Raw genomic sequence first — 24,704 nt, 5'->3', positions numbered from 1 at the left:
CTGCAACAAGACAATTTTCGCTGCTCCAAATCTAATGGTTTCGGATGTCTGCAGTTGATTTGAAACCTTACATGGCGTTCTTTCCGGATGATCAGGAGAACCACCCATGATCTTTCAAGGTAAAGCCATCACCTGCCAATGGTTAGACGATGGTTTGGCTCGACTGCACTTTGATTTGCAAAATGAATCGGTTAATAAATTCAATCAATTAACCTTACAAGAGCTCAAGCAAGCGACTGAAAACTTGCAAAAGCTAGATGGTCTGCAAGGCGTGATCATTTCTAGTGGTAAAGACAGTTTTATTGTCGGTGCCGACATCACTGAATTTTTAGGCTTGTTCAATCATCCTGAAGAAGAGTTACGCCAATGGGTTGATAATGCGCTGGCTATTTTTAATGCAGTTGAAGACCTTCCTTGCCCTACGGTCACAGCGGTTAACGGTATTGCATTAGGCGGCGGTTTCGAAATGTGCCTAAGTAGTGATTTCCGTGTTGCATCTGAAAAAGCCTTAGTCGGTTTGCCTGAAACCAAACTAGGTATTTACCCTGGCTTTGGCGGGACAGTGCGCTTATCTCGCTTGATTGGTGCTGATAATGCGATTGAATGGATTGCATCAGGCAGTCAGAAAAAACCTGATGCCGCGCTGAAAGATGGTGCAGTTGATGCGGTAGTTGCCCCTGAAAACTTGGATGCTTCAGCAATTGCACTGTTAAAAGATGCAGTGAGTGGCAAAATCGATTGGAGATCTCGCCGCGCTCAAAAAACCGGGCCGCTGCAATTAAACCCAATCGAATCAATGATGGTGTTTGAAGGCGCTAAAGCATTTGTTGCTGGCAAAGCGGGGCCGAATTATCCGGCGCCAGTTGCTGCGATTAAATCAATGCAAAAAGGTGCAACCTTCCCACGTGATCAAGCGCTAGAATGTGAAGCGACTGGCTTTATTAAGGTGGCTAAATCTGACGTTGCAGCCAACTTAGTTCAGCTATTCCTTTCTGACCAATACCTAAAAAGCATTGCTAAAAAAGCCGCAAAATCGGTTGCTCCTGTGAAAAAGGCTTCGGTTTTGGGTGCCGGTATTATGGGTGGTGGTGTTGCTTATCAGTCATCCCGTAAAGGCGTTCCAATCGTGATGAAAGACATCAACGACGGCGCGTTAGAAATTGGATTGAACGAAGCATCTAAATTATTAAGCCAGCAAGTTAAGCGGGGCCGAATGGACGCCGCGGGTATGGCCAAGGTATTAAACGGTATTAATCCAACCTTAAGCTATGACGAACTGCAAGGCGTTGATTTAGTTGTTGAAGCGGTAGTTGAAAACCCTAAAGTTAAAAAAATGGTTTTAGCAGAAACTGAAAAACATATTGCTGCTGACACCATCTTAACTTCTAACACTTCGACTATTTCAATTACTTCTTTGGCCGAAGGTTTGCAGCGCCCAGAAAATTTCTGTGGCATGCACTTCTTTAACCCAGTGCATAAAATGCCGCTGGTTGAAGTGATTCGCGGTGAAAAATCTTCAGATGCTGCAATTGCGCGCACAGTAGCTTATGCCGCGAAAATGGGTAAAACCCCGATTGTGGTTAACGACTGCCCTGGCTTTTTAGTTAATCGAATTTTATTCCCTTATTTTGGTGGTTTCCAAAAGCTGCTGTCTGATGGTGCAGATTTTGCGCGTATCGATAAGGTCATGGAAAAGTTTGGTTGGCCAATGGGCCCAGCTTACCTGATGGATGTGGTCGGCATGGACACTGCGCATCACGCCGATGCGGTAATGGCTGAAGGCTTCCCAGATCGAATGAGCTATGACCAGAAAACAGCGTTAGACGCCATGTTTGAAGCAGAGCGTTTCGGTCAGAAAAATGGCAAGGGCTTTTATGCTTACGAGAAAGACCGCCGTGGCAAATTAAAGAAAAAGCCTGACCCAATCGCTTATGAATTAATCAAGCAGGTTTCACCTGAGTCAAAAGAATTTTCTGACCAGGAAATTATTGACCGTTTGATGATTCCTATGGTTTTGGAAACGTTACGTTGTCTGGAAGAAAATATTGTTGCAACACCTCAAGAAGCCGATATGGCACTGATTTATGGTTTGGGTTTCCCTCCATTTAGAGGCGGTGCAGTACGCTATTTGGATTCAATTGGGCTGCGTGACTTTATTGCTACCGCAGAAGGTTATGCTGATTTGGGCGCACTATATACCCCGACTGCTGGCTTGATCGAAAAAGCTGAAGCAGGCGGAAATTATTACCCGAAATCAGAAACAGTTAAACCAGCCTAAGGAGAACAACCATGAGTCGAGCTGTAATTGTTGACGCTGTTCGCACCCCCATGGGGCGCTCCAAAGGCGGCATGTTTAGAAATGTTCGTTCAGAAGCTTTATCTGCACGAGTAATGGATGCCATTGTTCAGCGTAATGCTGGATTAAATGTTGCAGAAATTGACGATATTGTTTGGGGTTGTGTTCAGCAAACGCTGGAGCAAGGTTTTAATGTGGGCCGTCAGGCGCAATTATTAACGCAAATTCCTAAAACAGTACCTGCGCAAACGGTTAACCGTTTATGTGGATCTTCAATGTCGGCCATTCATATTGCGGCGGCCAATATTCAAGCCGGCATCGGCGATGTTTATTTGTGTGGTGGTGTTGAGCACATGGGCCATGTGCCTATGAACCACGGCGTTGATCCCAACCCACAATTATCACACCAGGCGGCAAAAGCAGCTGGCATGATGGGTTTAACCGCAGAAATGCTGGCGACAATTCATCAAATTAGCCGTGAAGACCAAGATGCATTTGCCGCACGTTCTCACCGTTTGGCGCATCAGGCGTCTATTAATGGTGGTTTCGATCGTGAAATCATTTCAGTAGAAGGTCATGCTGCAGACGGTAGTTTAATTCTGTGCGAAAAAGATGAAGTGATCCGCCCAGAAACCACTGTTGAAACTTTAGGCGCATTACGCCCGGTGTTTAATCCGGTTAGCGGAAGTGTCACGGCGGGTAATTCGTCGGCATTGTCCGATGGCGCATCAGCCATGTTGATTATGTCTGAAGAGCGAGCAGCAGCTTTAGGTTTAAAGCCTTTGGCATATATTCGTTCAATGGGCATTGCCGGTTGTGATCCATCCATTATGGGTTATGGCCCGGTACCTGCGGTGCAAAAAGCACTGAAGGCTGCCGGTTTAGCGGTTTCTGATATTGATCTGTTCGAGCTAAATGAAGCGTTTGCTGCGCAGTCATTACCGGTGTTAAAAGACTTGGGATTGCGCGATCAAATGGAAGAAAAGGTCAACTTGAAAGGTGGCGCGATTGCATTGGGTCACCCATTAGGTTGTTCCGGTTCGCGTATTACCGGTTCACTGTTGCACAGCATGGTTGAGCGAGATGTAAACCTCGGTGTGGCAACCATGTGTATTGGCATGGGCCAGGGTATCGCGACGGTTATAGAGCGGATGTAACGTAAAAAATAGCTGTTTTTAATCTGATTTTTTTTGATCAGAGCGAGCTACAGCAATCAATATAGGTGTTTTTCCATTGATTGTTGTGGCTCGCTTTCAGCTCGATGCAACCTACAAGTTGCTGGCATTTCTTTGTAAACAATCTGCTTTCGGTTAGGCTGTTCTGCCGCGTTAGTTACGGACGGTAAAATGCCGAATTTTAAAGCAGTCATATTCGATCTCGACGGCACACTGGTTAGTTCATCGCTAGATTTTCAGCTCATGCGCCAGCAGGTTGGCTGCCCGGTTGCTATTGATATTCTTCAATATGTCGCGCAACTCCCCCAAGCAGAACAAGCTAATGCGCTAGAGATTATCCAGCAGATTGAACTAGACGATGCAAAAACCGCCACGGTACTTCCCGGTGCTAAGGCCTTGGTTGAACATTTAAACCAGCTCAATATTCCTATCGCGATTGTTACTCGCAACTTTGTCAAAGCCGCCAGAATCAAACTAGACAATAACCAGCTCGATATTCCCTTTTTAATTACCCGTGATGATGCACCCGCCAAGCCAGACCCCGCCGGGTTATTAATCATTGCAAAAGAATGGAACATTGCCGCCGAGGACATTATCTATATCGGTGATTACCTTTACGATGTACAAGCCGCAAACAATGCCAAAATGGTCTCGTGCCTTTATGCACCCGATGGTTTGCCGGAATATGCCGATCAAGCGGATATCACCTGTCAGCACTTAGATGAAATTATGCAGCTGATTAGTGGATGATTAATTTATTACTTTTGAGTTGCCATTCTTGGTGTTTGGGTTCCGGTTTCTCGGCTTTGGCGTGACCACCATGGATGGAGAAAATGCAGAAAAATGTCGGGAGTATTTTCTGTCTGCATCGTTCTAATCCATGCACCCATACACTTCTTGCTCGGAATGACAGAGCAAGCTTTTGGCTTCGGATTTAAAATGCAACACCGAAACGTCATTCTCACCAGGGAAGGTGGGAATCCATTGACATGGAAGTTAAATTGAAAACAAAAATCAAAATATCTTGAGTCGCATCTCAGATAGATGAAATGACTTGATAATTGATAAAGCAGGAGTTGTTTGTGTTAAAAGTTTTCCGAACGATTAGTGTGTTAGAAGGTTTGTCGTATCTGACCATTCTCAGTGTCACGCTGGGTTTGATCAGCCGTGAACTGGTGTTTGCCTTAGGCATGTTCCACGGCGTTTTGTTTGTTCTGTATTTAATTTTTTCCTTGCAAGTCTCACATAAAAACAACTGGTCGCTGCTGGTATGGTTTGCAGTGTTTTTAGCTTCGATCGTCCCATTTGCTTTTATTGCGGTTGAAGTGTTTTTGAAAAGAGTCGTTGCGAAAGCTTTGCCTTCGGGGGCTTGATTAGAGCAAGGCCATTGCAGGTCAAACTCCGCTACTCCAGATAAGAAAATCAGAATCCAAACACTAGAGATAGCAAGGTATCACCGCTTTATTGATGTAATATGTTGATTGGTTTGTTAATAGCGGTAGAATTGAAAACAACATTTGCTTAGTGCTTGTTTGCAGCTGCTTAATGGCCATTAAATGCGCATTTTAAAAGCATGTATGTGTTGATGATCCGAGCGGAAAGGCAAGCCGAGCCACTCGGATAACAGGGCGATATCGGGTAAAGCGACGACTGCATGGAAGCAGGAGGTAGAGTGACGCTGACGGCAAAATGCTCCCGACATTTGCTCGTATTCACTCCATCCATCCATGGAGATTGATGCTAAAACCGAGTAATGGATTTGTCATTAATGACTATTTTCATCACTTATTAATTAATAAGTGAGGCATTGTATTAATGGGGTTGATTAAACTTGCTGATTTGTGGCTGGTGATACCGGAAATATCTTGATAGTTGAGCCGGGCAAGTCGAATTTTCCTTCCAATACGATGTTAGAGCAATACAATAATAATCGAGTAAAACATGGTAAATATAGGCACAACGGACTTCTATATAAACGTACCAAGTTTACCTCGTGGTGAATTTGAGAGTTACTCCAGCTTACTTTTTGATGACTGGGAAAACTACGTTCATGATGTTTTAGAGCTACAGGATTACTCTCTTTCACTAAATGTTGAAGAAGGCTCAATAAAAGCTAAGGCTAAGATAGCCGCAACAACTCTCGGTATCCTTTATATCGGCATTGGTCAATATGGATCATTTATTTCTGGTTTAGGAACCATTGAGAGCCAAGTAATATCAGCGAGTGAATATCTTGGGCAACGTGCTGGAAAACCATTTTCTTCAAGAAATATAAGACCGAATATACGAAGGCGCGGAGAATCATTATCAAGGTTAAAAGGTATTTTCGAAAAAATTAAGAGAGGTCAAATCTCAGTAGAAGAAGCAATGATAGAATCTGAAATTCTGTTCGGGCCTGAGATGAAAAATGTTCCAGGTCTCATTGATGACTTAGAAAACGCATTTGCACAAGCTCCTCTCATGCCACAGCAAATACACCTACCTCTAGTTAGTGCTGATGGTGAAGAGTTAATGCCTGACGAAGAGAAGAATACTAAGAAAAATAAGCCTACAAAGCCTAAAGAGCCGATTCCTGCCCCTGACCACTACCGTATTGAAGTTTGGAGAGAAAGCAAAAAGAGCAAACGAAATTTAAGAGTTGTAGATTTGTAAGAAAAAACCGTGCCTAAAAAAAACCGTGCCAGCCAAAGGTTTCTTAACATTCAGGAAAACTAAACTTATGAGTAAACTGCTTCTCAAATTTACTAGTAAATTGTTATTAAAATAATTTGGGATTGAATTGTTGAAACTATGGCTGGCTATGATCGTTGTCAAAGAGACATCTTCGCCCTTGCTGCTTATAACTAAGGCGCAGGAGGGTTGTATAAGAAAGGTGTTTGGGCAGTATATGGAAGCCAGGCAAAACATAAGGGCTTTTCGACAACAAATGATTACCTCAAGAAAAACAATCATTCTCTAACCTGGGAGACTATAAAGTCTGGAAGAAGGGGGGGGGAGCTTGAAGGAAAATATTTTTAAACACTTGGAAACTGAAAAAGGATCAGGGATAAAGCAACAATATTCTGAAGTGGAAAACTATGTTGAAAAAATATTTTATAGCAATGGCAGAGGGGTGTATGGTCATTACCAGCAGTATTACTAAATCACTAGTTATGTTTATATCCCTTATGGTTATAAATATGCCAGTTTTCGCAGAAAGCTGGTTTGGTAATTTTAAACCCAGCAGAGTGCATAAGTTAGATGATTCTTACAGCACAAAAATACCTAATCGAGGTGGCGGCTTGCCCCATGCTGTATGCCTGACTCAGGGGCAATATTTTATTTTTATTGGTTGGGGGGAAGCCTTAACTAGTCGTGATGGTAGGCAATGGCATACAAGTACTACCCCTATGAAAGATTTAGTCTTTCGCCAGATGAGCTGTCAAAAAAACGCAGCATTTTTTTTTGCTTCGCCAGAGGTGTTTGTTTATGAGAAAAACCAATGGCGAACTATAGCTTCTATTGATGCAGCCTTCATACCACGTATAGATTATGATGGTTCTATTTCAGCTGTCGGTGAAATTCACAAAATCTCTGAGTTAAACATTAAAAATCCAATGATCAAGCTCTTTGATGGAAATAATGTTTTTGTAGCAAAAAAGACTTATAAGTCTACAGTAGCATCGTTTTATGTTGATGAAAATTTACTTTCAGTAAAGACCGGGCGCAATGAGGTAATTTTTGAGTTTGATTCAAATAAAGGTTATCCCTATTATGTTAATATCCAAGATCAAGATATTATATTGGATCAGGTGAAATGCAGTAAAAAACAAACAAGAGATAGTGATTGTCTTGAACTAAAAGCCTATCAAATATTAGAATCTGGTAAGTTGGGGCAACTGAAAATTAATGGTACTTTTCATCAATATATAATTAATCGAGATTGGTTTGGTAATTGCAGAAGGCTATCTAATCAGTTAACAAGTTGTGGGCTTGATACTCCTGAGATTAAGAGCTTTAAAGAAATTTCAATGATGACTTATATTGAAGGTAAAGGTCTTTTTATCAAACCGTTAAAGCCACATGACTATCGTCCGGAAAATGATGCCTTCTCTTTCCTTGGCGACAGCATTGCTGTATCATATGCGAGTGATCGAATGCTTGTGAGCGCTATTAGGTTGGATAAAAAGAAAATGTATGGTGAGATCGTTGAGTTTAAGTATGACGATATTGTAAAGCAGATATTACGACCCTATCAGTAGTTTTAAGTTCTGGCCGCTCTATTTTATTTATGGAAAAACAGAACGGCCTTAACTAATTACTGCCGATATTTACTAACAAAAAACGGGTTGCTGGCTGAGTTATCGAACAAACAACGCCACCCATGATATTTTTTATATCTGCCAAAAAATATTCAATTTCTCATATGGTTGCAAGTAAAACAGATGCCAAAGAAGCTAGTGCCAGCCAAAGGTTTCCTAATATTCGAAAAAATTAAGCTTATAAGTAAAAACTAAAAACTGATGCCACCCAAAAATATGACTATACAAGATAAAAAATAATTTATGAGTAAACTGGTTTGATGATTTATTCGTTTGCTTGTTATAAAAATATCTTATTATCTTATTGGCCAAACACGATTGTGGTTGGCAAGCAAGTTACTGAGCAAGTTACTGGATCAACTCAAGCCAAGAGCTTCACTCTTGAGCAGTTAACCGCTTTAGGGGCATATCGCTCACAAGAATGAAAAGCCTTGCCAGCCAAAGGTTTCCTAATATTTAGGAAAATGAAACTTATGAGTAAACTGCTTCTCAAGTCTACTGGTAAATAGTTATTACAATAATTTTAAGTTAGGTTGTTGATATTATGGCTGTCAGTGATCACCCAAGAGAACCCAATTAATGCCTGAGCCCGATCCATTAAAAATCATGACATTTGTTACGCCGGAAGATCTCGGTCATTGGTTGAAGGTGAATCACGCCTCTTACAGTGAACTCTGGGTGAAGATATACAAGAAAAAATCTGGGATTGAGAGTGTAACTTGGGATGATGTTGTGATCGAGGCGCTATGTTGGGGTTGGATAAAAAATAGTGCCACCCAAAAGGTGGCTATGCAAGGTAAAAAATAATTTATGAGTAAACTAGTTGGTTTATTGGTTTGCTCTTTATAAAAATATCTTATTCTTGGCCAAGTACCATTATGGGTGGCAAGTGTTCGGGTTAAGTGTTCTGGTTAATCTACAGGTTCGTTAGCCCTCATTGGAGAATCAATTGAGTATTGAAGTTTGGATTTCATTCATTGCCGCATCAATGGTTTTATGTTTTTCACCTGGACCAACCGTATTTTTGGTTATGGGAAAAGCGTTAGAGCATGGAAAAAAATCGGTTACTCCTTTAGTGGCTGGTACTTTATCTGGTGATGTCATTGCTATGAGTTTTTCATTTGTAGGGATGGGCGCTCTATTAGCGACGTCAGCAACGCTATTTAATATTTTAAAATGGGCGGGGGCGTTGTATTTATTATACCTAGGTATAAAAGCTTTCTGTACAAAAGCAACTGCCGCACACATAGAGTTAAAACAGATGGAAAAAAGTTCTGTTTATTTCAATTCGTTATTGGTAACTGCTTTAAATCCGAAAGGTATTATATTTTTTATGGCGTTTTTCCCTTTATTTATTAACGCTAATTCCCCAGTTTTGTCGCAAATGATAATTATGGCAGTAAGCTTTCTTGTTGTCTCAACTCTGAGTGTTACATTTTACGCTACATTTTCAGGCATATTACGCAATAAAGTTAGTTCAGTTAAATTTCAAAATGGTTTTAATAAAGTTAGTGGTGGTATGCTCGTTGGGGCTGGTGCTATTACCGCTACAATACAAAATAAGGGCTAAAAAAACCGTGCCAGCCAAAGCTTTCCAAATATTCGGAAAAATTAAGCTTATGAGTAAACTGCTTCTCAAGTTTACTGGTAAATAGTTATTACAATAATTTTAAGTTAGGTTGTTGATATTATGGCTGTCAGTGATCACCCTAGAGAATCTAATTAATGCCTGAAGCTGATCCATCAAGAATCATGACATTTGTTACATCGAAAGACCTCGGTCATTGGCTAAAGATGAACCACGCCTCTGACAGTGAACTCTGGGTGAAGATATACAAGAAAAACACGGGGATTCAGAGTGTAACTTGGGATGATGTTGTGATCGAGGCGCTATGTTGGGGTTGGATTGATGGTGTTAAGAAATCAATTGATGAGCAAGCTTATCTCCAGCGTATTACTCCCAGAAAAGCGCGAAGCAATTGGTCTAAAAGGAACACTGAGCATGCAGAACGTTTGATCAGTGAAGGCCGGATGATGGAAGCAGGGCTGGTGCCTATTCGTGCGGCAAAAGAGGATGGCCGTTGGGAGAAAGCTTATGTGGCAAGTGAAATAGAAGTGCCTGAAGATTTCCTAGCTGCATTGGAACGCCAGCCGAAAGTTAAAGCATTTTTTGAAACGCTTAATAAATCGAGTCGTTATGCTATTGCCTACGGTTTGATCAGTGCCAAGAAACCAGAAACCAGATTAAAGCGGTATACGAAGTTTATCAATATGCTTGTTAACCAAGAAAAGCCTAAATAAATAGCGCTCAATATAGGGTAATTGTTGAGTGCGCCTACAGGCTTACCCAGCCTACTTTAGTTTGGTATTAATTGAAATGTCAGAGTTACATTGATTAAAGCCGATTGGTTTTTGGATGTTGTTGAGTGCGCCTACAGGCTTACCCAGCCTACTTTAGTTTGGTATTAATTGAAATGTCAGAGTTACATTGATTAAAGCCGATTGGTTTTTGGATGTTGTTGAGTGTGCCTACAAGCTTACCCAGCCTACTTTAGTTTGGTATTAATTGAAATGTCAGAGTTACATTGATTAAAGCCGATTGGTTTTTGGATGTTGTTGGGTGCGCCTACAGGCTTACCCAACCTATTTTAGGGGCGCGGAATTTAATAGACGTCCTTAATGTAATTCGTCATGAGCGAAGCGAATAGCGACTCGCCAACGAAATGTCACGCTTCGCCGAGGCTCAGGGATGACCTACGAGAAGATACAGAAAAATTATTTATTTCCACGGCCCTTGGTTTGGTATTAATTTGAATATCAGAGTTTTATTAATGAAAGCTAATCGGTTTTCGTAGCCTGGGTAAGCCTGTGGCGCACCCGGGTTTATATGTGCCATATCTGTTAAATAGTGCAAAAACAAATACGACGATATTTTTAAATCTCAGCTAAAATTGGCCTTTTCCTGTTGCACGTCGACCAGGATTTATTGGTGTTAAATATAGCGCATTGAAATAAAGTACTGAGCCTTGGTGATATGCCGTTTTTTATTTGAAAACAATAACTTATAATGTTCTCAGGGCTTACTTGTAAATTATAAGGTGATTTATGATTGGCCAAAAATCTCATCGCATTATTTTCCAAGGCGGATATCACTAGGGAGCCTAAGTGCATGTCTCCGCACAAATCTTTATAATATGAAGTACCATGAACACCTTTATAGAAAACTTTTTTCAGATGCCTTCCTTTTATAGGCATGTAACGATCAGAGCATATCATATTATTGAGTGTTATCATGACCTCTGAGATAAAAGGGTGGCCTGGCGTTCCAACGTAAAGCTGCGTTATTTCTAAAGAATCTATCTTGCAGCGTTGTGATTCTAGAAAGGTATACTGATAGTCTCCGCTTCTTTTTGCTTTTATCATATTATTAGTGGTAGAAAATGGAGGAAAAGAGTAGATCTGGTCAGTAGATTGTTTTAGACAAGAATATGAATTTAGCAAATATATAGATTCTAAATTAGGTGTTAAGTACCCTCTTTCGGTAGCACCATTAAAATTATGAGGGTTTGTAATCCAGCTCATATCTAAGTAAAGGCCGCCGTAATGATATAGAGCCAGAATCCTTAATATATCGGAAGCATTTGCATAGTTTTGCCAATGTATTTGAGATCTTGCTTCAATTGCAAGTGCATGTGGCGTTTGATAATCGTCAATCAGCCATTCAGCATTCTTAATTTTAAAATAGCTATAAGGTTTTATTCCGCTGTCAGAAAATGCAAGCAGCTTTTTATTGTTGGTCCATAAATAATTATGGGAGACAAAATACACTGGCCGTATTGATTTAGCTACTTCAAGGTTGCACGCATATACTTGGAGCAACATTTCATCTGATGGAAACTTCCCTAGCCAAATTCGATGTATGCTTCGAACGCCAGGCTGGCTACGGGGGTTTGATGGCATACCACGGCCGATATCGCGTAAAAGCTGTTGTAAATTAGTCGAGCTCTTTACTGACGGCAATTGTTGCGGAGGAAACGCTGTTTGGATAGTTCCCGAACAACCATCAAATCCAATCAACCAAGATTTCAAGCCATACAAGGCATCTCGGGTTTGTTCTGAAAAATTTAAAGCGTTAGGAAAGTCTTTAGGTTTAACTGGAAGAATTGGCTCAGAAGGGCTGATCACTTGCATTAAGTACATGGCAAGATGATAAAACTCGCCGTAGTTATCTATTTTAGAGCAAGCTTCTATTTTTTTGAGGTGATCTCGTAAATAGTCTGCACCTGAGTTTCCTGAAGGTGCTTTCGGATTATTCACCTCCAGACCCTGAACAATTGACCTGAGTTTGGCAATGTACACTGTCACAACCAGCTTGTACTTAGCAGTGACATTTTGCCATTGAGGTACTATGGCTTTATATTTTCCAAATGGCACTCAGGCATCCTCTTTTCTATCTCAAATCCCGTAGTAAACGTAGCTTATGTGTTATCGTAACGCCCAATGAATAATTACAATATGGATGATGACGCACCCTTGTGATAAGCAGTATTGTCTAATTGATTTAATAGCAAGTAGGTGATTTTCAAATGGATGGTTCTTCAATAATGATTTGGAGTGTTTTGTTTGGCAGTATTGGTGTTGGATTCTTTATGTATGGAAGGAAACAAAAAGCGATTGTTCCTTTGTGTACAGGTTTAGCTCTTTTCGTATTTCCCTATTTTATGCCTAGCGTGACCATGCTACTAATCGTTGGTGTGGTTTTGATGGCTATTCCGTATTTTATTCGGCTTTGAATCTCGTATGCTCGCTTTGAATTTATTTGCCCAATTTGCTCCAGGCCAGTGCGACGGTGAGAGCATCACCCTTGGCAGAGTGGCGATCTAGCATTGGAATATCCAGTTCGCTGCAGATGGTTTCCAAACGTAAATCGGTAATGTGATCAGGCTGGCTATGTAGTTTCTTTTTATAGTAGCGGTGAGAAAGTTCTAGGGTTGGGTTGGGTAGTTCAAACCCTAGCAAGGCTTTGTAATAACGATTTAATATTTTTTGATCAAAACGAATGTTGTATCCCAATAATGGCCGGGCACCGATGAATTGGATTAACTGTTTGATTGCCTGTTCAGCACCTAGCGCTTGCTGTAGATCTATTTCACGAATCTGGTGAATCGGCACTGAAGTGGGATTAAGTGCTTTTAGTGGCTTAACGCGCAGCTCTAGTGTTTGCCCCGGGTAGATTTTTCCATGGCGAATCGGCACTGCGGCAATTTCTAATATTTCAGCATGCTGGGTATCTAGAGAGCTGGTTTCCATATCTAGGCTGATGATTTCGCCTTTAATAGCTGGCTGAAAGCAATCAGCAAATTCATGTTGCTGTTTATTTAGTTGGTAGTTAAGCCACCGACTTTTTAGTTTTCCGGGTAACAGGTTCTGCAGCATCACATATTTCCTCTTAAAAGTGATCTTTTGCACAAAGCTGGCTGATCATAATGTTTCCAAGTGGAAATGATGATGCAAGAACTGCCGAAACTTTTTAACCGTATGCAAGCAGAGCCGTAGCATGTCGCGGCGGCGATAATCTAGCTTGCTTAAATCGAGTTTGTTGCCATCACAGTCGCCAGCAATTTGTTGCTCTAGCCGCAATCGATTTAATACCAAAAAAGCTTCTTCCAGCTTTGATGCCTGGTTAGGGTCGATTTTATCTTTGGTATTTAATGTATCTAACCGGTCGGTGGAAGAGCGGGCGCGAATGCGTTGCTCCAGCGCGAGTGCGCGAATGCCATGAACCAATGGGAAAATACCGGCTTTTTTAATGTCAATTTTATGGTCGGCACCTTCTTTAAGGCGACCAAAAAAGGTCAGTGGTGTTTCAAAGTGCAGTGCCGGTGCGACAAAGCCAGCTAAAAATGACTGTCGTCGACCGAGCTGGCTGTTGAGCTCACCGTAAAAACCATCGAGTAGTTTGCTATTGCCCGCTAGACAATCTGCGTCGGCCATCATGGCCATTTCCATCATTCGCTGAGGGTTGCTGTTATCCATCCAGCCGATAATGCGTTTTTTCAATTCTTTTTGGCTAAATACCCAGTGCGGATTCGACACCATAATATTGCCTGGGCAACGCGGCCAGCCACAAGCCATTAGTAGCTCGCTAAAGCCTTCTAATAACTGCTGCGGTGGTCTAGGGAAGTCGTCATCAAAAATAAGCGCGTTGTCTTGATCGGTTTTTAAAACCTGCTCGCTGCGTCCTTCACTGCCCAGCGCCAGCAAGCAAACTTGCGAGTGATATTCTTTGGGGAAGTGAAGCTCGAATAACCGTTTGATGAGCTGTCGGTTGAGAGTGGATGCTAACTTCATGACAAAACCAGTACGCACGCCATTACTAAATAGGCTGCGAACTTGCTGTTCTATTTCTGGTGATAGCTCAATTAGTTCTGATAAATCATTGGCACGGGCAATCCGCATCGCCATTAAATGTGAGTGGCTGGACGCAAGCGATAGTATGGCGGTTAAATCCAACATGCCGACTAACTGGCTGCCATCAAACACAGCAACGCGCTCAATACGCTTTTGGGTCATTAGCAGTAATGCATCGAACAGATATCCGCCGACAGCGACGCTAATCAGTGGCGTGATAGCAACCGGGGCAACATTGGCAGTTAAAGGCAGCTGTTTAATTGCTAATGCTTTTAATAGATCGGTGCGGGTGATCATGCCTAGTTGAGGGTTTAAGTCGATTAACAAGGCATCAAGGTTTTTGTCTTCAATTAGACGGGCGCATTCTGACAAGCTGGTTAAACCAGAAACCGTTAATGCTGGCTTGCAATGTTCAGCGGTAATTCGACTGAGTAGAAAATCAGCCATGTTAGGTTGATTGGATGTGCGCTCTTGTTGATTTAATTGCTGTTGCTTATCGCCAAGGTTGGCTTGAAAATTTTGCTGGAATTCAGTGTTTTGCTTGCAAAGGGTTAAAAATAATTCAGCAGGAATTTCATGAATTAAAGCTTCTTCTAAACAGATATATTCGTGGCGCGCATTTTTTTCGAGCAGACCACGAACATCAAATAAATCTTCTTCGGCGTAATGGGCGTAGATTTTTTTGGGATCAGTCGGGCTGCGTTCTTCAATAATGCCTTTTTGTACCACCATCAGAGAAGCTGGTGCAGTGCCTGCGCGAATCAGCTTTTCGCCGGGCTTAAACCAGCTAATGCTCGTGGCGTGTTCTAATTGATGGCGTTGGCTTTCAGTCAAGCAATCAAAAGGAGGCTGATGAAAGCGCTGGTTAAGCAAATTGGGTTGTTTGCTGTCCGGAGGCGTTTTGTTTTGAGACATCTGCAGGCTCCCTGAAATAATAAAAAATTATTAACCTTGTTTTGAATAATTTTAAATAACAGTTAATCGTTTAATTATACGCGCCATATTATTTGGTGTTAATCATTCTGAGTAATAAATTTAAAGGTGTCTGATTGCGCCTGCGGCTTGTCAAACTTACATCCATCAAACCATTATCTTACTTTTTAAAGCAATCCGGCCCTGACAGTAAATACTGGCAGAGCCGGACTTTGGGGATGGTCAGAAAAAGACTGACCATCTTCAGTTCATTTCACGCTTGTGGCGTTTAATGAGTTGCACCACCTGCACCACGTGGAATCCGGATATGATCCACTAGCTTTTGGATAGCTTCTGGAGGCTTCGCGGTAAACCGTGAAACGGTAAAGGCAACAGCGAAGTTTACAAGCATACCTATTGAACCAATACCTTCAGGCGAGATACCGAACAACCAGTTAGCAGGAATGTTGGCTGCCATCGGTGCAACGAATACACCTTTGAAGTAAATGATATAGCCCATGGTAAATACCAAACCTGCCAGCATGCCGGAGATTGCACCTTCCTTATTCATTCTGCGGGAGAAGATACCCATCAGAATAACCGGGAACAGTGAGGAGGCGGCAAGACCGAAGGCGAATGCCACCACCTGAGCCACGAAGGCGGGCGGATTAGCTCCTAGATAACCCGCAATACAGATTGCGGCTGCCGCTGCAAATCTACCGGCCATTAATTCACTTTTCTCACTAATGTTGGGCATAAAGGTGCCTTTTAACAAATCGTGAGAAATCGATGAAGAAATAACCAGTAGCAGCCCGGCTGCGGTCGATAATGCTGCTGCAATACCACCCGCGGCGACGAGTGCAATAACCCAGTTGGGTAACTGTGCGATTTCTGAGTTGGCCAATACCATAATGTCTCGGTCAACATAGATCTCGTTAGCGAAAGGTGCGCCGTTAATGGCTTTACCAGCTGATGGGTTGGAAACCAACCGCTCGCCGTAATCGCCACGATCACCGCTAAAGGTAGGTTTGCCGGTCATAGCGCCACCTGCGGCGTACTGCACCTTGCCATCACCGTTGTGGTCAAACCAGCCGAGCAGACCTGAATTTTCCCAGGTTTTAAACCAGCCCGGAATTTCAGAATATGCGGTACCTGAACCGTCGCTACCGTTAATGCTGTCTACCAGATTCATTCGACCCAGTGCGCCAACTGCAGGAGCAGTGGTGTACAACAAAGCGATGAATACTAATGCCCAACCTGCAGACTGACGCGCAGCCTTTACGCTAGGAACGGTGAAAAAGCGAACGATTACGTGGGGCAAGCCAGCAGTACCGACCATGAGTGCAAGAGTGATCGCAAATACGTCAATCATGCTCTTGTCGTTAAAGGGCGAGGTGTAACTACCAAAGCCAAGATCGACCAAGGTTTTATCCAGTTTATCGAGTAGGAACCCTGAGCCGTCGGCCATTTCAGAACCGAGTGCTAACTGAGGGATTGGGTTGCCAGTGAACTGGAATGCAATAAATACCGCAGGAACGGTGTAAGCAAAAATCAATACGCAATATTGAGCGACTTGAGTGTAGGTAATGCCTTTCATGCCACCAAGAACGGCATAGATAAATACAATACCCATACCGATCATTAGACCAGTAAGAATTTCAACTTCCAAAAAGCGGGAGAATACAATACCAACGCCGCGCATTTGTCCGGCGACATAAGTGAAGGATATAAAGATTAAGCAAATTACTGCAACCACCCGAGCAGTAGAAGAGTAATAACGATCACCGATAAATTCAGGAACAGTAAACTTTCCGAATTTGCGAAGATAAGGTGCTAAAAGCATCGCCAGCAGAACATAACCACCGGTCCAGCCCATTAAGTACATGCCGCCTTCATATCCTAAAAAGGAAATTAGACCAGCCATTGAAATAAATGATGCAGCAGACATCCAATCGGCGCCGGTTGCCATACCGTTTGCGATTGGGTGGACACCACCGCCAGCAACGTAAAATTCTTTAGTGCTGCCTGCTCGAGACCAGATCGCTATTCCGATGTAGAGGGCGAAACTCGCACCTACTACCAGATACGTCAGAGTTTGTAGATCCATCAGTTGATCCTCAAAAGTTAGTCTTCGTCCACATCGAATTTTTTATCGAGTTTTTCCATTTGTCTGGCGTAAACAAATATCAAAACCAAAAATCCGTAGATTGCACCTTGTTGAGAGAACCAGAAACCAAGTTTGAAGCCACCTAACGGGATATTGTTGAGTGGTTCAACCAGTAGGATTCCACATAAAAACGAAACCGAAAACCAGACAGCCATACACTTTAAAAGCAGTTTTATATTGGCTTGCCAGTACGCCTCGTTCGATTTTTCTGAGGCCTGCATAATTAACCTCCTCCTCTATGGGGGCTTATGTTTTGCTCTTGAGAGAGAGCAATTTGAGTAAGTGAAATAGCTGATACGGCTGTTTATTTCTGTATCGACTGTGACACCTACGTCGCAGCAAGATCGTATTGATCCCGACCTGTCTTAACCCGGTTATTGATTTATCGCGGCGTGCTTCACCTGAGAGGTTCGGCCAACAGCTGCTTAAAAATGGGCTTGTTACAGGTTGATATTCACTATCTCCGAAGCAAGGCGTATCAGCTATCCGACTTTGGTCGAATATGGCTTGAAAATGAATCAATTGTATTGAATGTTTTGATTTTATATCTTTTGTTATCAGTTGCTTGTGGTGGGTTGTTGCGATTTTTTAATTGGGCGAGCCTGTTACTTTTAGCTACTTTGTCATTATTTTTTATTTTGGCCTTTATAGCTTGCGTTGGATCTTTAGCTAAGTTGTGGCTTCAAAGCAGATTGTTGGGCTGTGTCATGGGGGCGTCTTTATTCATCGAGTCAACTATTGCATGGAAGGTTTGATCAGCCATACACTGGCGCCAATTAAGTTTTAGGTGGTTTTTCATGTCGCAGAGAAATGCTGACACGGTCGTTGTATTGGATTTTGAAACTAGTGGTTTATCCCCTGACATGGGAGATAGGGCGATTGAAATTGGTGCGGTGCTTATTGAGTCGGGTCAGATTACCGATCGGTTCCAGCAGTTGATCAATCCGGGTTTTCGAATAAGTGGTTTTATTGCAGATTACACTGGGATAACCAATGCGATGTTGCAAAAGGCTGAAAAAGCACAACATGTGATGCCGCAGTTTGCCGAGTTTATCGCAGGGCACAACTTAGTCGCTCACAATGCATCATTTGACCAACGATTTCTCGATGCAGAATTAGCAAGAACTCGTGCTAGCTATAGCGGTAGTTTTGCTTGTTCAATGCTGCTGGCCAGAAGACTTTACCAACAAGCACCTAATCATAAGCTGGGTACTTTGGTTGAATATAAGCAATTACCCACCGATGGCACCTATCACCGGGCTTTAGCAGATGCTGAAATGACCGCTTATTTGTGGCTGCAAATGCTGCAAGATATTCAAGGGCAATATCCAATCGAACAGATTCCATTTTCTTTGTTACAAAAGCTGGCCAAAAAGCCTAAAGGGCAAGTGTCTAGTGTGTTACAAAAGTTTGCTAAGGCGAGTTAGCTGCACCTTGAAGTGATTTGGGTATAGTCAGCGCAGTGATAGCTGGAATGAGTTGATGGTCCAAAGGTCTGCATCGCTTGGCTTAACCGCTGGAAATTACGGTTTATAGAGCTAGGCTTTACGGAATATTAGCGGGTATTGGCCATTGAAACTTATGAAAAAATTACTGCTTCCTATATTGTTGGCATTGGCAATAACACCGATGGCAAATGTTTCGGCTAGCCCGGTGCTTGATAAAGTTGCCGGCCAAACCAACCAGTATATTGCCTTGGTTGAGCCATGCTTTCGGTCATTTGAAAAATTTGGATCACCGGCATGGGGGCAAGCTGCTTGCCGCCAATTGCGACTTACGCCAGCAACAGACATTCTTGTTTTTATTGAGCAGGCACAGGTAACACTGGTACAGCATTATGATGCATTGGTTTCCAAGCAAACAGATCAGCAACAGATTCAGCAAGTCGAGCAATCTATCAGATTAATTTTTAATTCGTTAGATCGGTTGGCGACCATGTTTACGCAAATAGAAGCACAGCGGCGTTAAAGTTTAGCGTCTTGTAATAGGATTTGTTAGCCAGAAGACATTAAATTTTCCGGCTAACAAATGTTAATTGCCGGTTTAATTGCTCAATTGCAGCATCGCTTCTAAAACGCCGCCGCCAATTGCTCTGGCTTTGTCTGATGCAGTTAGGTAGTCGGCCTTTTCACCTCTAGGGTCAATATCACCGACTTTAAAACCTTCGCTAACCTCTAATCCATTATTTAATAATCCCCGCAACATGCCATCGATGGAGGCTGTTAACGGCTGGTTATTAATTCGCGCAATTTCTTCACCTTTTTTTACCAGATCACCTAGCTTTTTATTGCTGGTAAATATACCGGCACAAGGTGCGCGTAATACGCGCTCACTAGTAAAGCCTGCAATATTGCCCGGAATTCCAGTATTTTCTGCTGCAGAGCCCTGAACAATTACCCTGCCTAAACGATGACCGCGGTTGGTTTCGATGACTGCATGAACGTCTTGCTGTGCAGTAAAGCCAGGGCCCAATCCAATGGTGGTGGGTGCCATGGTCATGCGGGTGCCGAGGTTTTGTTTGGCTAAAATGGCATCAATTAAAAAACGAGGTTTTAATTGTTTTAGATAATGACCGTCAGCATCAGTAATTACTGCAATATTTCCGGCATCCATAATGGCAATTGCATGTTTGCCGTCTTCAGCCTTTTCGGCAGCAATACCTTCAACGGTTGCTTCGCCGTCAAACTGCGCTTGAGCAAAGCTAACGCTGGTGCGGATAACGGTTGGCTTGGCCATTTCCATCATCACAATGCGATAACCTGCATTATGCAAACGAATCGCCACGCCGGTTGCGATATCGCCAGCACCACGAATCGCCACTAGTTTTTGGTTATAGCGATCTTGCAGTTTATTCATTGGCTGACCGCTACGACCGTTTTGTTCCATCATCAATTCAGCCATGATGCTAATAGCAATTTCTTTCGGTGTTTCTCCACCAATATCTAAGCCAAGCGGTGCATGTAAATTGGCTAAAATCGCATCATCAATACCACGGTTTCGCATCCGCTCAATTAAGGTTCTTACTTTAGCGCGACTGCCGAGCAAGCCAATAAAACTGGCTTCGGAATCAATAACGCTGGTTAAGCCTTCGGTATCTTCATGGTTGGTTGCGACTAAGGCGTGGGTGTTAGCGGTGATGGTGGTTTTTGCTAATGCCTCGACCATGGTTTCGCCATGAATTAATTTAGCTTCATGGGGGAACTTCATTGGGTCAAGGCTAGGTAAATAGCTGTCGGTGACGATAATGGAAAAGCCTAGCCCTGCTGCTAGGTGAGCTACCGCGTTATTTACATGGCCGCCGCCAACTAATAACAGTTCTGGCTTTAATCCATGAACTTCAATATGAACGCTTATGCCGCCAGCACAGTCAGAGCCGAGTGCTTGTTTACCGTTATGGGTTAACCCGCAATAAACCGTTCTAGGCGCGCGTTGGTTGATGGCTTCTAGCGCTTGGTCGACTACGTAGCGTTCGGCAACGCCGCCGCCAATAGTACCCAGTAACGAGCCGTCTTTATGGATTAACATTCGTGCGCTATGACGCGGTGCATGGCCTTTAGTTTCGACAATGGTCGCCATTGCAAAAGGAATATTGGCTTCTGAAAGATGTGCGGCTTCTGCGAATAAATTCATAATTTTAATTCAACTCTGCTCTATTCTACGCATCTGTCACTGCACATGCTGCGGCGGCTTTATCGTATGAATAAAGCATCCTGCTGCAGTGATCCTGCTAGGATCACCGAAAGCCAGTCGGCGCCGAAATCATTAGCACGAGTTGCCAGTGTTTGTGCTAATTCGGCAGCCTGTTGTTGCTGTTGTTGATTATCTGCCTGATTAATCAACCAGCAACATTTGGCTTTGGGTGGTCTGTTCTGAAAAAGGCCTTCTGGGCTAAGGATTAATTTTTCTAGGGCATTAGGGCTAACATATTCACCGGGCGCTAGACCTGTCAGTTGGCAGAATTGATCCAGCCGGTGAACCAGCTGATTACTGATCGGTTGCGATAATCCTTCCCAGCCTGATAATCCAATTACAAGATTTGTGCCAGTAGGGATTATTGGTTCTTGACCTGAAGGGGCTTTTAGTGGCTTTCTTGCCGCACCATCGGCTTCAACTATGACGATATCAAACAGTTTTTGCTCAATCAGCCGAGTAGGTAGTTCGGTTGAAATACCACAAAGTTTGTTATGCATGGCCGCCATAGACCCAGCGACGGGTTCCAGTGCGGCAATTGTTAGGCTGCCTTGATTGTCATTTTGAGCAGTATTTTGAGTATTGTTATCATTTTGATTGACGAAATTATCACGAAGCTTCTGCGCCAAACTGGTATTGGATTTATCAGTGATCAGCTGGAAGTTATCGGGCAAGTGATTAGCTTTATGCCGGCAAGGGCGATAGATTTTTGTGGTGGTGGTGAGTAAAACATTCAAATCTTGTTGTGATAGATAACTGCCCATTTTGTGCATTAGGCTGGTTTTACCACCGGCACCGCATATCGCAATAATTTGTGATTTTTTATCCCAGCCGAGCTGAGGTATGAGCTGCGACAAGGGTTGAGTTACCCAATTACTATTATGCTGATCTAACATTGTTCTCTCCCGCAAAACTAAATGCTGATAACACTAAGAGCCAAAAAGTGATTGCTAAATGAATAAAATTAATACCAGCTGCCTAATTATGGCGGCGGGCAAATCCAGTCGAATGCTTAACTCCAGTATTGGCCAATGGAAAATGAATTTGCCGCTGGACTTGCAGCATCCGGATAAAACGGTGTTGGATTTTTCGTTGGAAAATGCACTGCAAGCCTGTCAGAAAGTTATTCTGGTGGCAGGTTTTCAAGCAGAGCAATTGTTGGAAAAATATGCTGATGACGGGCGAATTGAACTGGTGGTTAATGCTGAATTTGCAAAGGGCATGGCGGGATCGATCCAATGTGGGTTGAATGTAATTGAACATGATCATTGTTTTATCAGCCATGGTGATATGCCTTTTATAACACCAGAAATTTACCATCACTTATGGCGGTTTTGGCGACAGCAGCTAACAGCTGAAGTTATTTTCCCTCAATATCGAAATCGCTTAGGTCACCCGGTGCTGATTTCACGAAAATTGTTTTCTGCAATTGCTGAAATTAATACCACGACTGAGTCGCCAGTTGAGAAAATCCGCCCCATATTGCAACCGTTTCCGACCGCACATTTAGCACTTGAACAAGCGATGTCGCCATCACAAGCCAAGGGCATTTTGCTCGATATAGATACGCCGGATGCTTATCAGGCAGCGTTGCAGTGGTATCAACAGATTCAAAGTATCAGTTGATGTCTGCTGCAGCTAACTTTCTGGCAGCATGGGTTTTATCGGTATCTAGTTTTGGTTGAATATTGAATTCGATGCTCGGGTTGGGCAAAAGCTAAGCCGAAGCTGAGTCCGATGGTGGCAGTTAGTCACTGCGAGCGGGATGACGCCTATCAAGATTTCGATCTATCTAAACTGTATCTTTTGATTCGGGTTATGGAATAAGGTCGATTCTCGCTAATAGATGCTGTAACTGGATGAAACAAATCAAATAAAAGATAGTTCTAAAATTATCTTTTCTTGAGTTTTCAGCAGTTTTCTACGATGGCCCGCAGTGATACCACCTCTTTTAGAAATATGGTAAAACCATCTCACTACTATAAAAAATAATAACAAAAAGCGACCACTATGCTCTCAGCCAATACACTACAAACGTTGGAAATTCTTCGCGACCCGTCCACCATGAAATGGTATGTGGTGCCGCTATTAACCATGGTCGGCTATGCATGGTTCAAGGAACTGGATAAAGGCAATTTATCTCGTGTGTTAGGTGCTTTAGCATTTCTAGGCGTGGATTTGTTCAACGAGACCTGGAATAGCCTAGTGATGCATCTTTCAGGTTTTGCACCTGTCTGGGGAACCCATGGCCCATCGGCCTATCAATTATTAATCGGTTGGAATATTGAAATTGTCTTTGGCTTTGCCTTAACCGGTTTAATGGCAACCATGATGTTGCCGAAAGATCCCAAGCTGAAAATATTTGGCATTAATAATCGAATTTTATTTATTGTGATGAATTCAATTGGCTGCGTATTTATTGAAATTATGTTGAATCAGGCCGGATTGCTGGTCTGGGAATGGGCTTGGTGGAGTGCCAAAGCACCTTGGTTAATCTTCCTAGTTGGCTATGTGCCTTTCTTTGCCGCTTGTTACTGGATTTACGATATGGACAGTCGTAAGAAGCAGTTCATGGGGCTAGGGGCAATTTATGGCGTCAATGCGGTATTTATTACCAGCATGGCTTTGAATGGTTGGGTGTGAATTCTTGCTCGAAAAGTGAGTACTTAATTCTATGCTGCGTAAGTTGTACTGAGCCTACGGTGACGACCACATGGGTGTGGAAGGTAGAGCGACGCAGGATGCCAAAGCCGAACTACAACTTTCGGGGGTTCTCACAAATGCCCGGCAAACAATATGTCGGGTATTGCCACAAATACCGAGCAGACAATATGTTGATTGCCAATGGATGACTCTAAAAATAATCCTTTAGAATCAATTGCATCATGATTAAGTTGCAGTTCGCGCTTACGGCTGCTCAGTGCAACCGAATAATTTATAGATTCCGTGACCCTAAGATCTAAAGTGTGTCTGCTGGCTCAAATATTTGTTTCAATGTTGGCTAGACTGATTGCTAATCTGTTAAATTTTGATAGTAAAGTCGAGCGAATACGTGCACTTTCAACCACCACTAAATCAATCTATCAAGCGCGCACTGCGCTGGTCGAACATCCGAAAACATTTGGTTGATCCGCCAAAACAGTTTGTGTCTGTTGCTTCATTTCCAGCTATTAATGAGCCATATCGATCACTGATGAAGTATTGGTTGCCGGGTATCTTGTTGTTGATTGTTCTTACTGGATTGATTCCTGCAGAAGAAATGAACATTCCAGTTAAAGGTGCAACCAAAGCGGATTGGAACCATAAAACCTTTTGGTATGGGCCTTGGGGTAGTTCTGGTGTTCACAAGGGAATCGATATCTTCGGTTTGCGTGATCAACCGGTGGTGGCTGCAACAGCAGGGCTGGTAGTGAGTGTTCGAAATTTAAGCAAGGGTGGCAAGGTAGTGTATGTATTAGGACCTAAGTGGCGAATACATTATTACGCACATTTGAATAGCCAAATGGTATTTGTCGGGCAGTGGTTGTCGCCAGGTGAAGTAATTGGTTCTTTAGGTGATAGTGGAAATGCGGCAGGAAAGCCACCGCATTTACACTATTCAATTATGAGCTTGCTTCCTATGCCTTGGCGGATAACTTTTGAAACCCAAGGTTGGAAGAAAATGTTTTATCTAAGTCCACATAAAAAATTAATTAATCTAAAAAAATAGTCGACTATTTTTCTGAAGTTTTCTCGTTGGCATATCGCAAATA

Annotated in this window: 23 protein-coding genes; 15 read left to right on the top strand and 8 right to left on the bottom strand. The window is 42.7% G+C overall.

Annotation, left to right across the window (positions count from 1 at the left end; all coding sequences use genetic code 11):
* The first annotated feature begins 106 nt into the window (after positions 1-106).
* The 4 genes from fadB to DC094_RS09960 all read left to right on the top strand — a co-directional run bounded on the left by fadB (position 107) and on the right by DC094_RS09960 (position 4,844).
* Positions 107-2,278, top strand: a complete 2,172-nt coding sequence (gene fadB / locus DC094_RS09975) for a fatty acid oxidation complex subunit alpha FadB (protein WP_116686964.1) — start codon at positions 107-109, stop codon at positions 2,276-2,278.
* A gap of 11 nt (positions 2,279-2,289) precedes the next feature.
* Entirely contained in the window at positions 2,290-3,453 is a 1,164-nt protein-coding gene (fadA, locus tag DC094_RS09970) for an acetyl-CoA C-acyltransferase FadA (RefSeq protein WP_116686963.1), read from the top strand.
* A 189-nt stretch (positions 3,454-3,642) separates the two neighbouring features.
* The gene (locus DC094_RS09965; RefSeq protein ID WP_116686962.1) at positions 3,643-4,221 is read left to right on the top strand and encodes an HAD family hydrolase; all 579 of its coding nucleotides are present in this window, start codon (positions 3,643-3,645) and stop codon (positions 4,219-4,221) included.
* 332 nt (positions 4,222-4,553) lie between these two features.
* Positions 4,554-4,844, top strand: a complete 291-nt coding sequence (locus DC094_RS09960) for a DUF3817 domain-containing protein (RefSeq protein ID WP_116686961.1) — start codon at positions 4,554-4,556, stop codon at positions 4,842-4,844.
* Positions 4,845-5,023: 179 nt separating this feature from the next.
* On the opposite strand, the gene DC094_RS22105 is transcribed toward DC094_RS09960, so the two are convergent.
* A complete protein-coding gene (locus DC094_RS22105) occupies positions 5,024-5,200 on the bottom strand; it encodes a hypothetical protein (RefSeq protein WP_158527282.1) in 177 nt (58 codons plus the stop codon).
* A gap of 212 nt (positions 5,201-5,412) precedes the next feature.
* Between DC094_RS22105 and DC094_RS09955 the strand changes: the two genes are divergently transcribed.
* From DC094_RS09955 to DC094_RS09935, 5 genes are all read left to right on the top strand, one after another.
* A complete protein-coding gene (locus DC094_RS09955; protein ID WP_116686960.1) occupies positions 5,413-6,123 on the top strand; it encodes a hypothetical protein in 711 nt (236 codons plus the stop codon).
* Between the two features lie 425 nt (positions 6,124-6,548).
* A complete protein-coding gene (locus DC094_RS09950) occupies positions 6,549-7,712 on the top strand; it encodes a hypothetical protein (protein ID WP_133245518.1) in 1,164 nt (387 codons plus the stop codon).
* Between the two features lie 639 nt (positions 7,713-8,351).
* Positions 8,352-8,579 carry a YdeI/OmpD-associated family protein gene (locus DC094_RS09945; RefSeq protein WP_241504019.1) on the top strand — a complete coding sequence of 76 codons (228 nt, stop codon included), beginning with the start codon at positions 8,352-8,354 and terminating at the stop codon, positions 8,577-8,579.
* Positions 8,580-8,721: 142 nt separating this feature from the next.
* Complete coding sequence (locus DC094_RS09940; RefSeq protein ID WP_116686958.1) at positions 8,722-9,342, top strand: LysE family translocator; 621 nt, start codon at positions 8,722-8,724, stop codon at positions 9,340-9,342.
* Positions 9,343-9,497: 155 nt separating this feature from the next.
* Entirely contained in the window at positions 9,498-10,073 is a 576-nt protein-coding gene (locus DC094_RS09935) for a YdeI/OmpD-associated family protein (RefSeq protein WP_116686957.1), read from the top strand.
* 633 nt (positions 10,074-10,706) lie between these two features.
* Here DC094_RS09935 and DC094_RS09930 read toward each other — a convergent pair.
* Complete coding sequence (locus tag DC094_RS09930; protein ID WP_116686956.1) at positions 10,707-12,206, bottom strand: glycosyltransferase; 1,500 nt, start codon at positions 12,204-12,206, stop codon at positions 10,707-10,709.
* A 152-nt stretch (positions 12,207-12,358) separates the two neighbouring features.
* On the opposite strand from DC094_RS09930, the gene DC094_RS09925 reads away from it, so the two are divergent.
* Positions 12,359-12,565, top strand: a complete 207-nt coding sequence (locus DC094_RS09925; protein ID WP_116686955.1) for a hypothetical protein — start codon at positions 12,359-12,361, stop codon at positions 12,563-12,565.
* Between the two features lie 22 nt (positions 12,566-12,587).
* On the opposite strand, the gene DC094_RS09920 is transcribed toward DC094_RS09925, so the two are convergent.
* From DC094_RS09920 to DC094_RS09905, 4 genes are all read right to left on the bottom strand, one after another.
* Positions 12,588-13,208 carry a 3'-5' exonuclease gene (locus tag DC094_RS09920; RefSeq protein ID WP_116686954.1) on the bottom strand — a complete coding sequence of 207 codons (621 nt, stop codon included), beginning with the start codon at positions 13,206-13,208 and terminating at the stop codon, positions 12,588-12,590.
* Between the two features lie 45 nt (positions 13,209-13,253).
* Positions 13,254-15,098 carry a DUF294 nucleotidyltransferase-like domain-containing protein gene (locus tag DC094_RS09915; RefSeq protein WP_116686953.1) on the bottom strand — a complete coding sequence of 615 codons (1,845 nt, stop codon included), beginning with the start codon at positions 15,096-15,098 and terminating at the stop codon, positions 13,254-13,256.
* Between the two features lie 286 nt (positions 15,099-15,384).
* Complete coding sequence (locus DC094_RS09910; protein ID WP_116686952.1) at positions 15,385-17,202, bottom strand: sodium:solute symporter family protein; 1,818 nt, start codon at positions 17,200-17,202, stop codon at positions 15,385-15,387.
* Positions 17,203-17,219: 17 nt separating this feature from the next.
* Positions 17,220-17,483, bottom strand: coding sequence for a DUF4212 domain-containing protein (locus tag DC094_RS09905; RefSeq protein ID WP_116686951.1), 264 nt, complete (start codon positions 17,481-17,483; stop codon positions 17,220-17,222).
* Between the two features lie 576 nt (positions 17,484-18,059).
* Between DC094_RS09905 and DC094_RS09895 the strand changes: the two genes are divergently transcribed.
* Entirely contained in the window at positions 18,060-18,689 is a 630-nt protein-coding gene (locus DC094_RS09895) for a 3'-5' exonuclease (protein WP_116686949.1), read from the top strand.
* Between the two features lie 154 nt (positions 18,690-18,843).
* On the top strand, positions 18,844-19,230 hold the full coding sequence (locus DC094_RS09890; RefSeq protein WP_116686948.1) for a hypothetical protein: 387 nt from the start codon (positions 18,844-18,846) through the stop codon (positions 19,228-19,230).
* Between the two features lie 75 nt (positions 19,231-19,305).
* Here the strand turns inward: DC094_RS09890 and yqeB are convergent, their stop codons facing one another.
* Together yqeB and yqeC are read right to left on the bottom strand one after the other, a co-directional pair.
* Positions 19,306-20,892: a selenium-dependent molybdenum cofactor biosynthesis protein YqeB gene (gene yqeB, locus DC094_RS09885; RefSeq protein WP_116686947.1), complete on the bottom strand. Its 1,587-nt coding sequence runs from the start codon at positions 20,890-20,892 to the stop codon at positions 19,306-19,308.
* Positions 20,893-20,951: 59 nt separating this feature from the next.
* Positions 20,952-21,848: a selenium cofactor biosynthesis protein YqeC gene (gene yqeC, locus DC094_RS09880; protein WP_116686946.1), complete on the bottom strand. Its 897-nt coding sequence runs from the start codon at positions 21,846-21,848 to the stop codon at positions 20,952-20,954.
* 58 nt (positions 21,849-21,906) lie between these two features.
* On the opposite strand from yqeC, the gene DC094_RS09875 reads away from it, so the two are divergent.
* From DC094_RS09875 to DC094_RS09865, 3 genes are all read left to right on the top strand, one after another.
* Positions 21,907-22,578 carry an NTP transferase domain-containing protein gene (locus tag DC094_RS09875; protein WP_116686945.1) on the top strand — a complete coding sequence of 224 codons (672 nt, stop codon included), beginning with the start codon at positions 21,907-21,909 and terminating at the stop codon, positions 22,576-22,578.
* A 384-nt stretch (positions 22,579-22,962) separates the two neighbouring features.
* Positions 22,963-23,595: an AF_1327 family membrane protein gene (locus tag DC094_RS09870; protein WP_133245517.1), complete on the top strand. Its 633-nt coding sequence runs from the start codon at positions 22,963-22,965 to the stop codon at positions 23,593-23,595.
* A gap of 409 nt (positions 23,596-24,004) precedes the next feature.
* On the top strand, positions 24,005-24,661 hold the full coding sequence (locus DC094_RS09865) for a M23 family metallopeptidase (protein WP_241504017.1): 657 nt from the start codon (positions 24,005-24,007) through the stop codon (positions 24,659-24,661).
* Positions 24,662-24,704: the final 43 nt, after the last annotated feature.

The organism is Pelagibaculum spongiae (assembly GCF_003097315.1).
In the GTDB taxonomy this organism is placed as follows: domain Bacteria; phylum Pseudomonadota; class Gammaproteobacteria; order Enterobacterales; family Pelagibaculaceae; genus Pelagibaculum; species Pelagibaculum spongiae.
The sequence above is the reverse complement of the archived record's forward strand: the minus strand, read 5'-3'. Positions and strand labels throughout refer to the sequence as shown.

Bases quoted from the DNA above. Each gene is read 5' to 3' on its own strand.
- yqeB (WP_116686947.1), bottom strand. From the start codon at position 20,892: ATGAATTTATTCGCAGAAGCCGCACATCTTTCAGAAGCCAATATTCCT.
- yqeC (WP_116686946.1), bottom strand. From the start codon at position 21,848: ATGTTAGATCAGCATAATAGTAATTGGGTAACTCAACCCTTGTCGCAG.
- DC094_RS09945 (WP_241504019.1), top strand. From the start codon at position 8,352: ATGCCTGAGCCCGATCCATTAAAAATCATGACATTTGTTACGCCGGAA.
- DC094_RS09890 (WP_116686948.1), top strand. From the start codon at position 18,844: ATGAAAAAATTACTGCTTCCTATATTGTTGGCATTGGCAATAACACCG.
- DC094_RS09935 (WP_116686957.1), top strand. From the start codon at position 9,498: ATGCCTGAAGCTGATCCATCAAGAATCATGACATTTGTTACATCGAAA.
- DC094_RS09875 (WP_116686945.1), top strand. From the start codon at position 21,907: ATGAATAAAATTAATACCAGCTGCCTAATTATGGCGGCGGGCAAATCC.
- DC094_RS09910 (WP_116686952.1), bottom strand. From the start codon at position 17,202: ATGGATCTACAAACTCTGACGTATCTGGTAGTAGGTGCGAGTTTCGCC.
- DC094_RS09950 (WP_133245518.1), top strand. From the start codon at position 6,549: ATGTTGAAAAAATATTTTATAGCAATGGCAGAGGGGTGTATGGTCATT.
- DC094_RS09920 (WP_116686954.1), bottom strand. From the start codon at position 13,208: ATGCTGCAGAACCTGTTACCCGGAAAACTAAAAAGTCGGTGGCTTAAC.
- DC094_RS09895 (WP_116686949.1), top strand. From the start codon at position 18,060: ATGTCGCAGAGAAATGCTGACACGGTCGTTGTATTGGATTTTGAAACT.
- DC094_RS09915 (WP_116686953.1), bottom strand. From the start codon at position 15,098: ATGTCTCAAAACAAAACGCCTCCGGACAGCAAACAACCCAATTTGCTT.
- DC094_RS09870 (WP_133245517.1), top strand. From the start codon at position 22,963: ATGCTCTCAGCCAATACACTACAAACGTTGGAAATTCTTCGCGACCCG.
- fadB (WP_116686964.1), top strand. From the start codon at position 107: ATGATCTTTCAAGGTAAAGCCATCACCTGCCAATGGTTAGACGATGGT.
- DC094_RS09905 (WP_116686951.1), bottom strand. From the start codon at position 17,483: ATGCAGGCCTCAGAAAAATCGAACGAGGCGTACTGGCAAGCCAATATA.
- DC094_RS22105 (WP_158527282.1), bottom strand. From the start codon at position 5,200: ATGGATGGATGGAGTGAATACGAGCAAATGTCGGGAGCATTTTGCCGT.
- DC094_RS09955 (WP_116686960.1), top strand. From the start codon at position 5,413: ATGGTAAATATAGGCACAACGGACTTCTATATAAACGTACCAAGTTTA.
- DC094_RS09925 (WP_116686955.1), top strand. From the start codon at position 12,359: ATGGATGGTTCTTCAATAATGATTTGGAGTGTTTTGTTTGGCAGTATT.
- fadA (WP_116686963.1), top strand. From the start codon at position 2,290: ATGAGTCGAGCTGTAATTGTTGACGCTGTTCGCACCCCCATGGGGCGC.
- DC094_RS09965 (WP_116686962.1), top strand. From the start codon at position 3,643: ATGCCGAATTTTAAAGCAGTCATATTCGATCTCGACGGCACACTGGTT.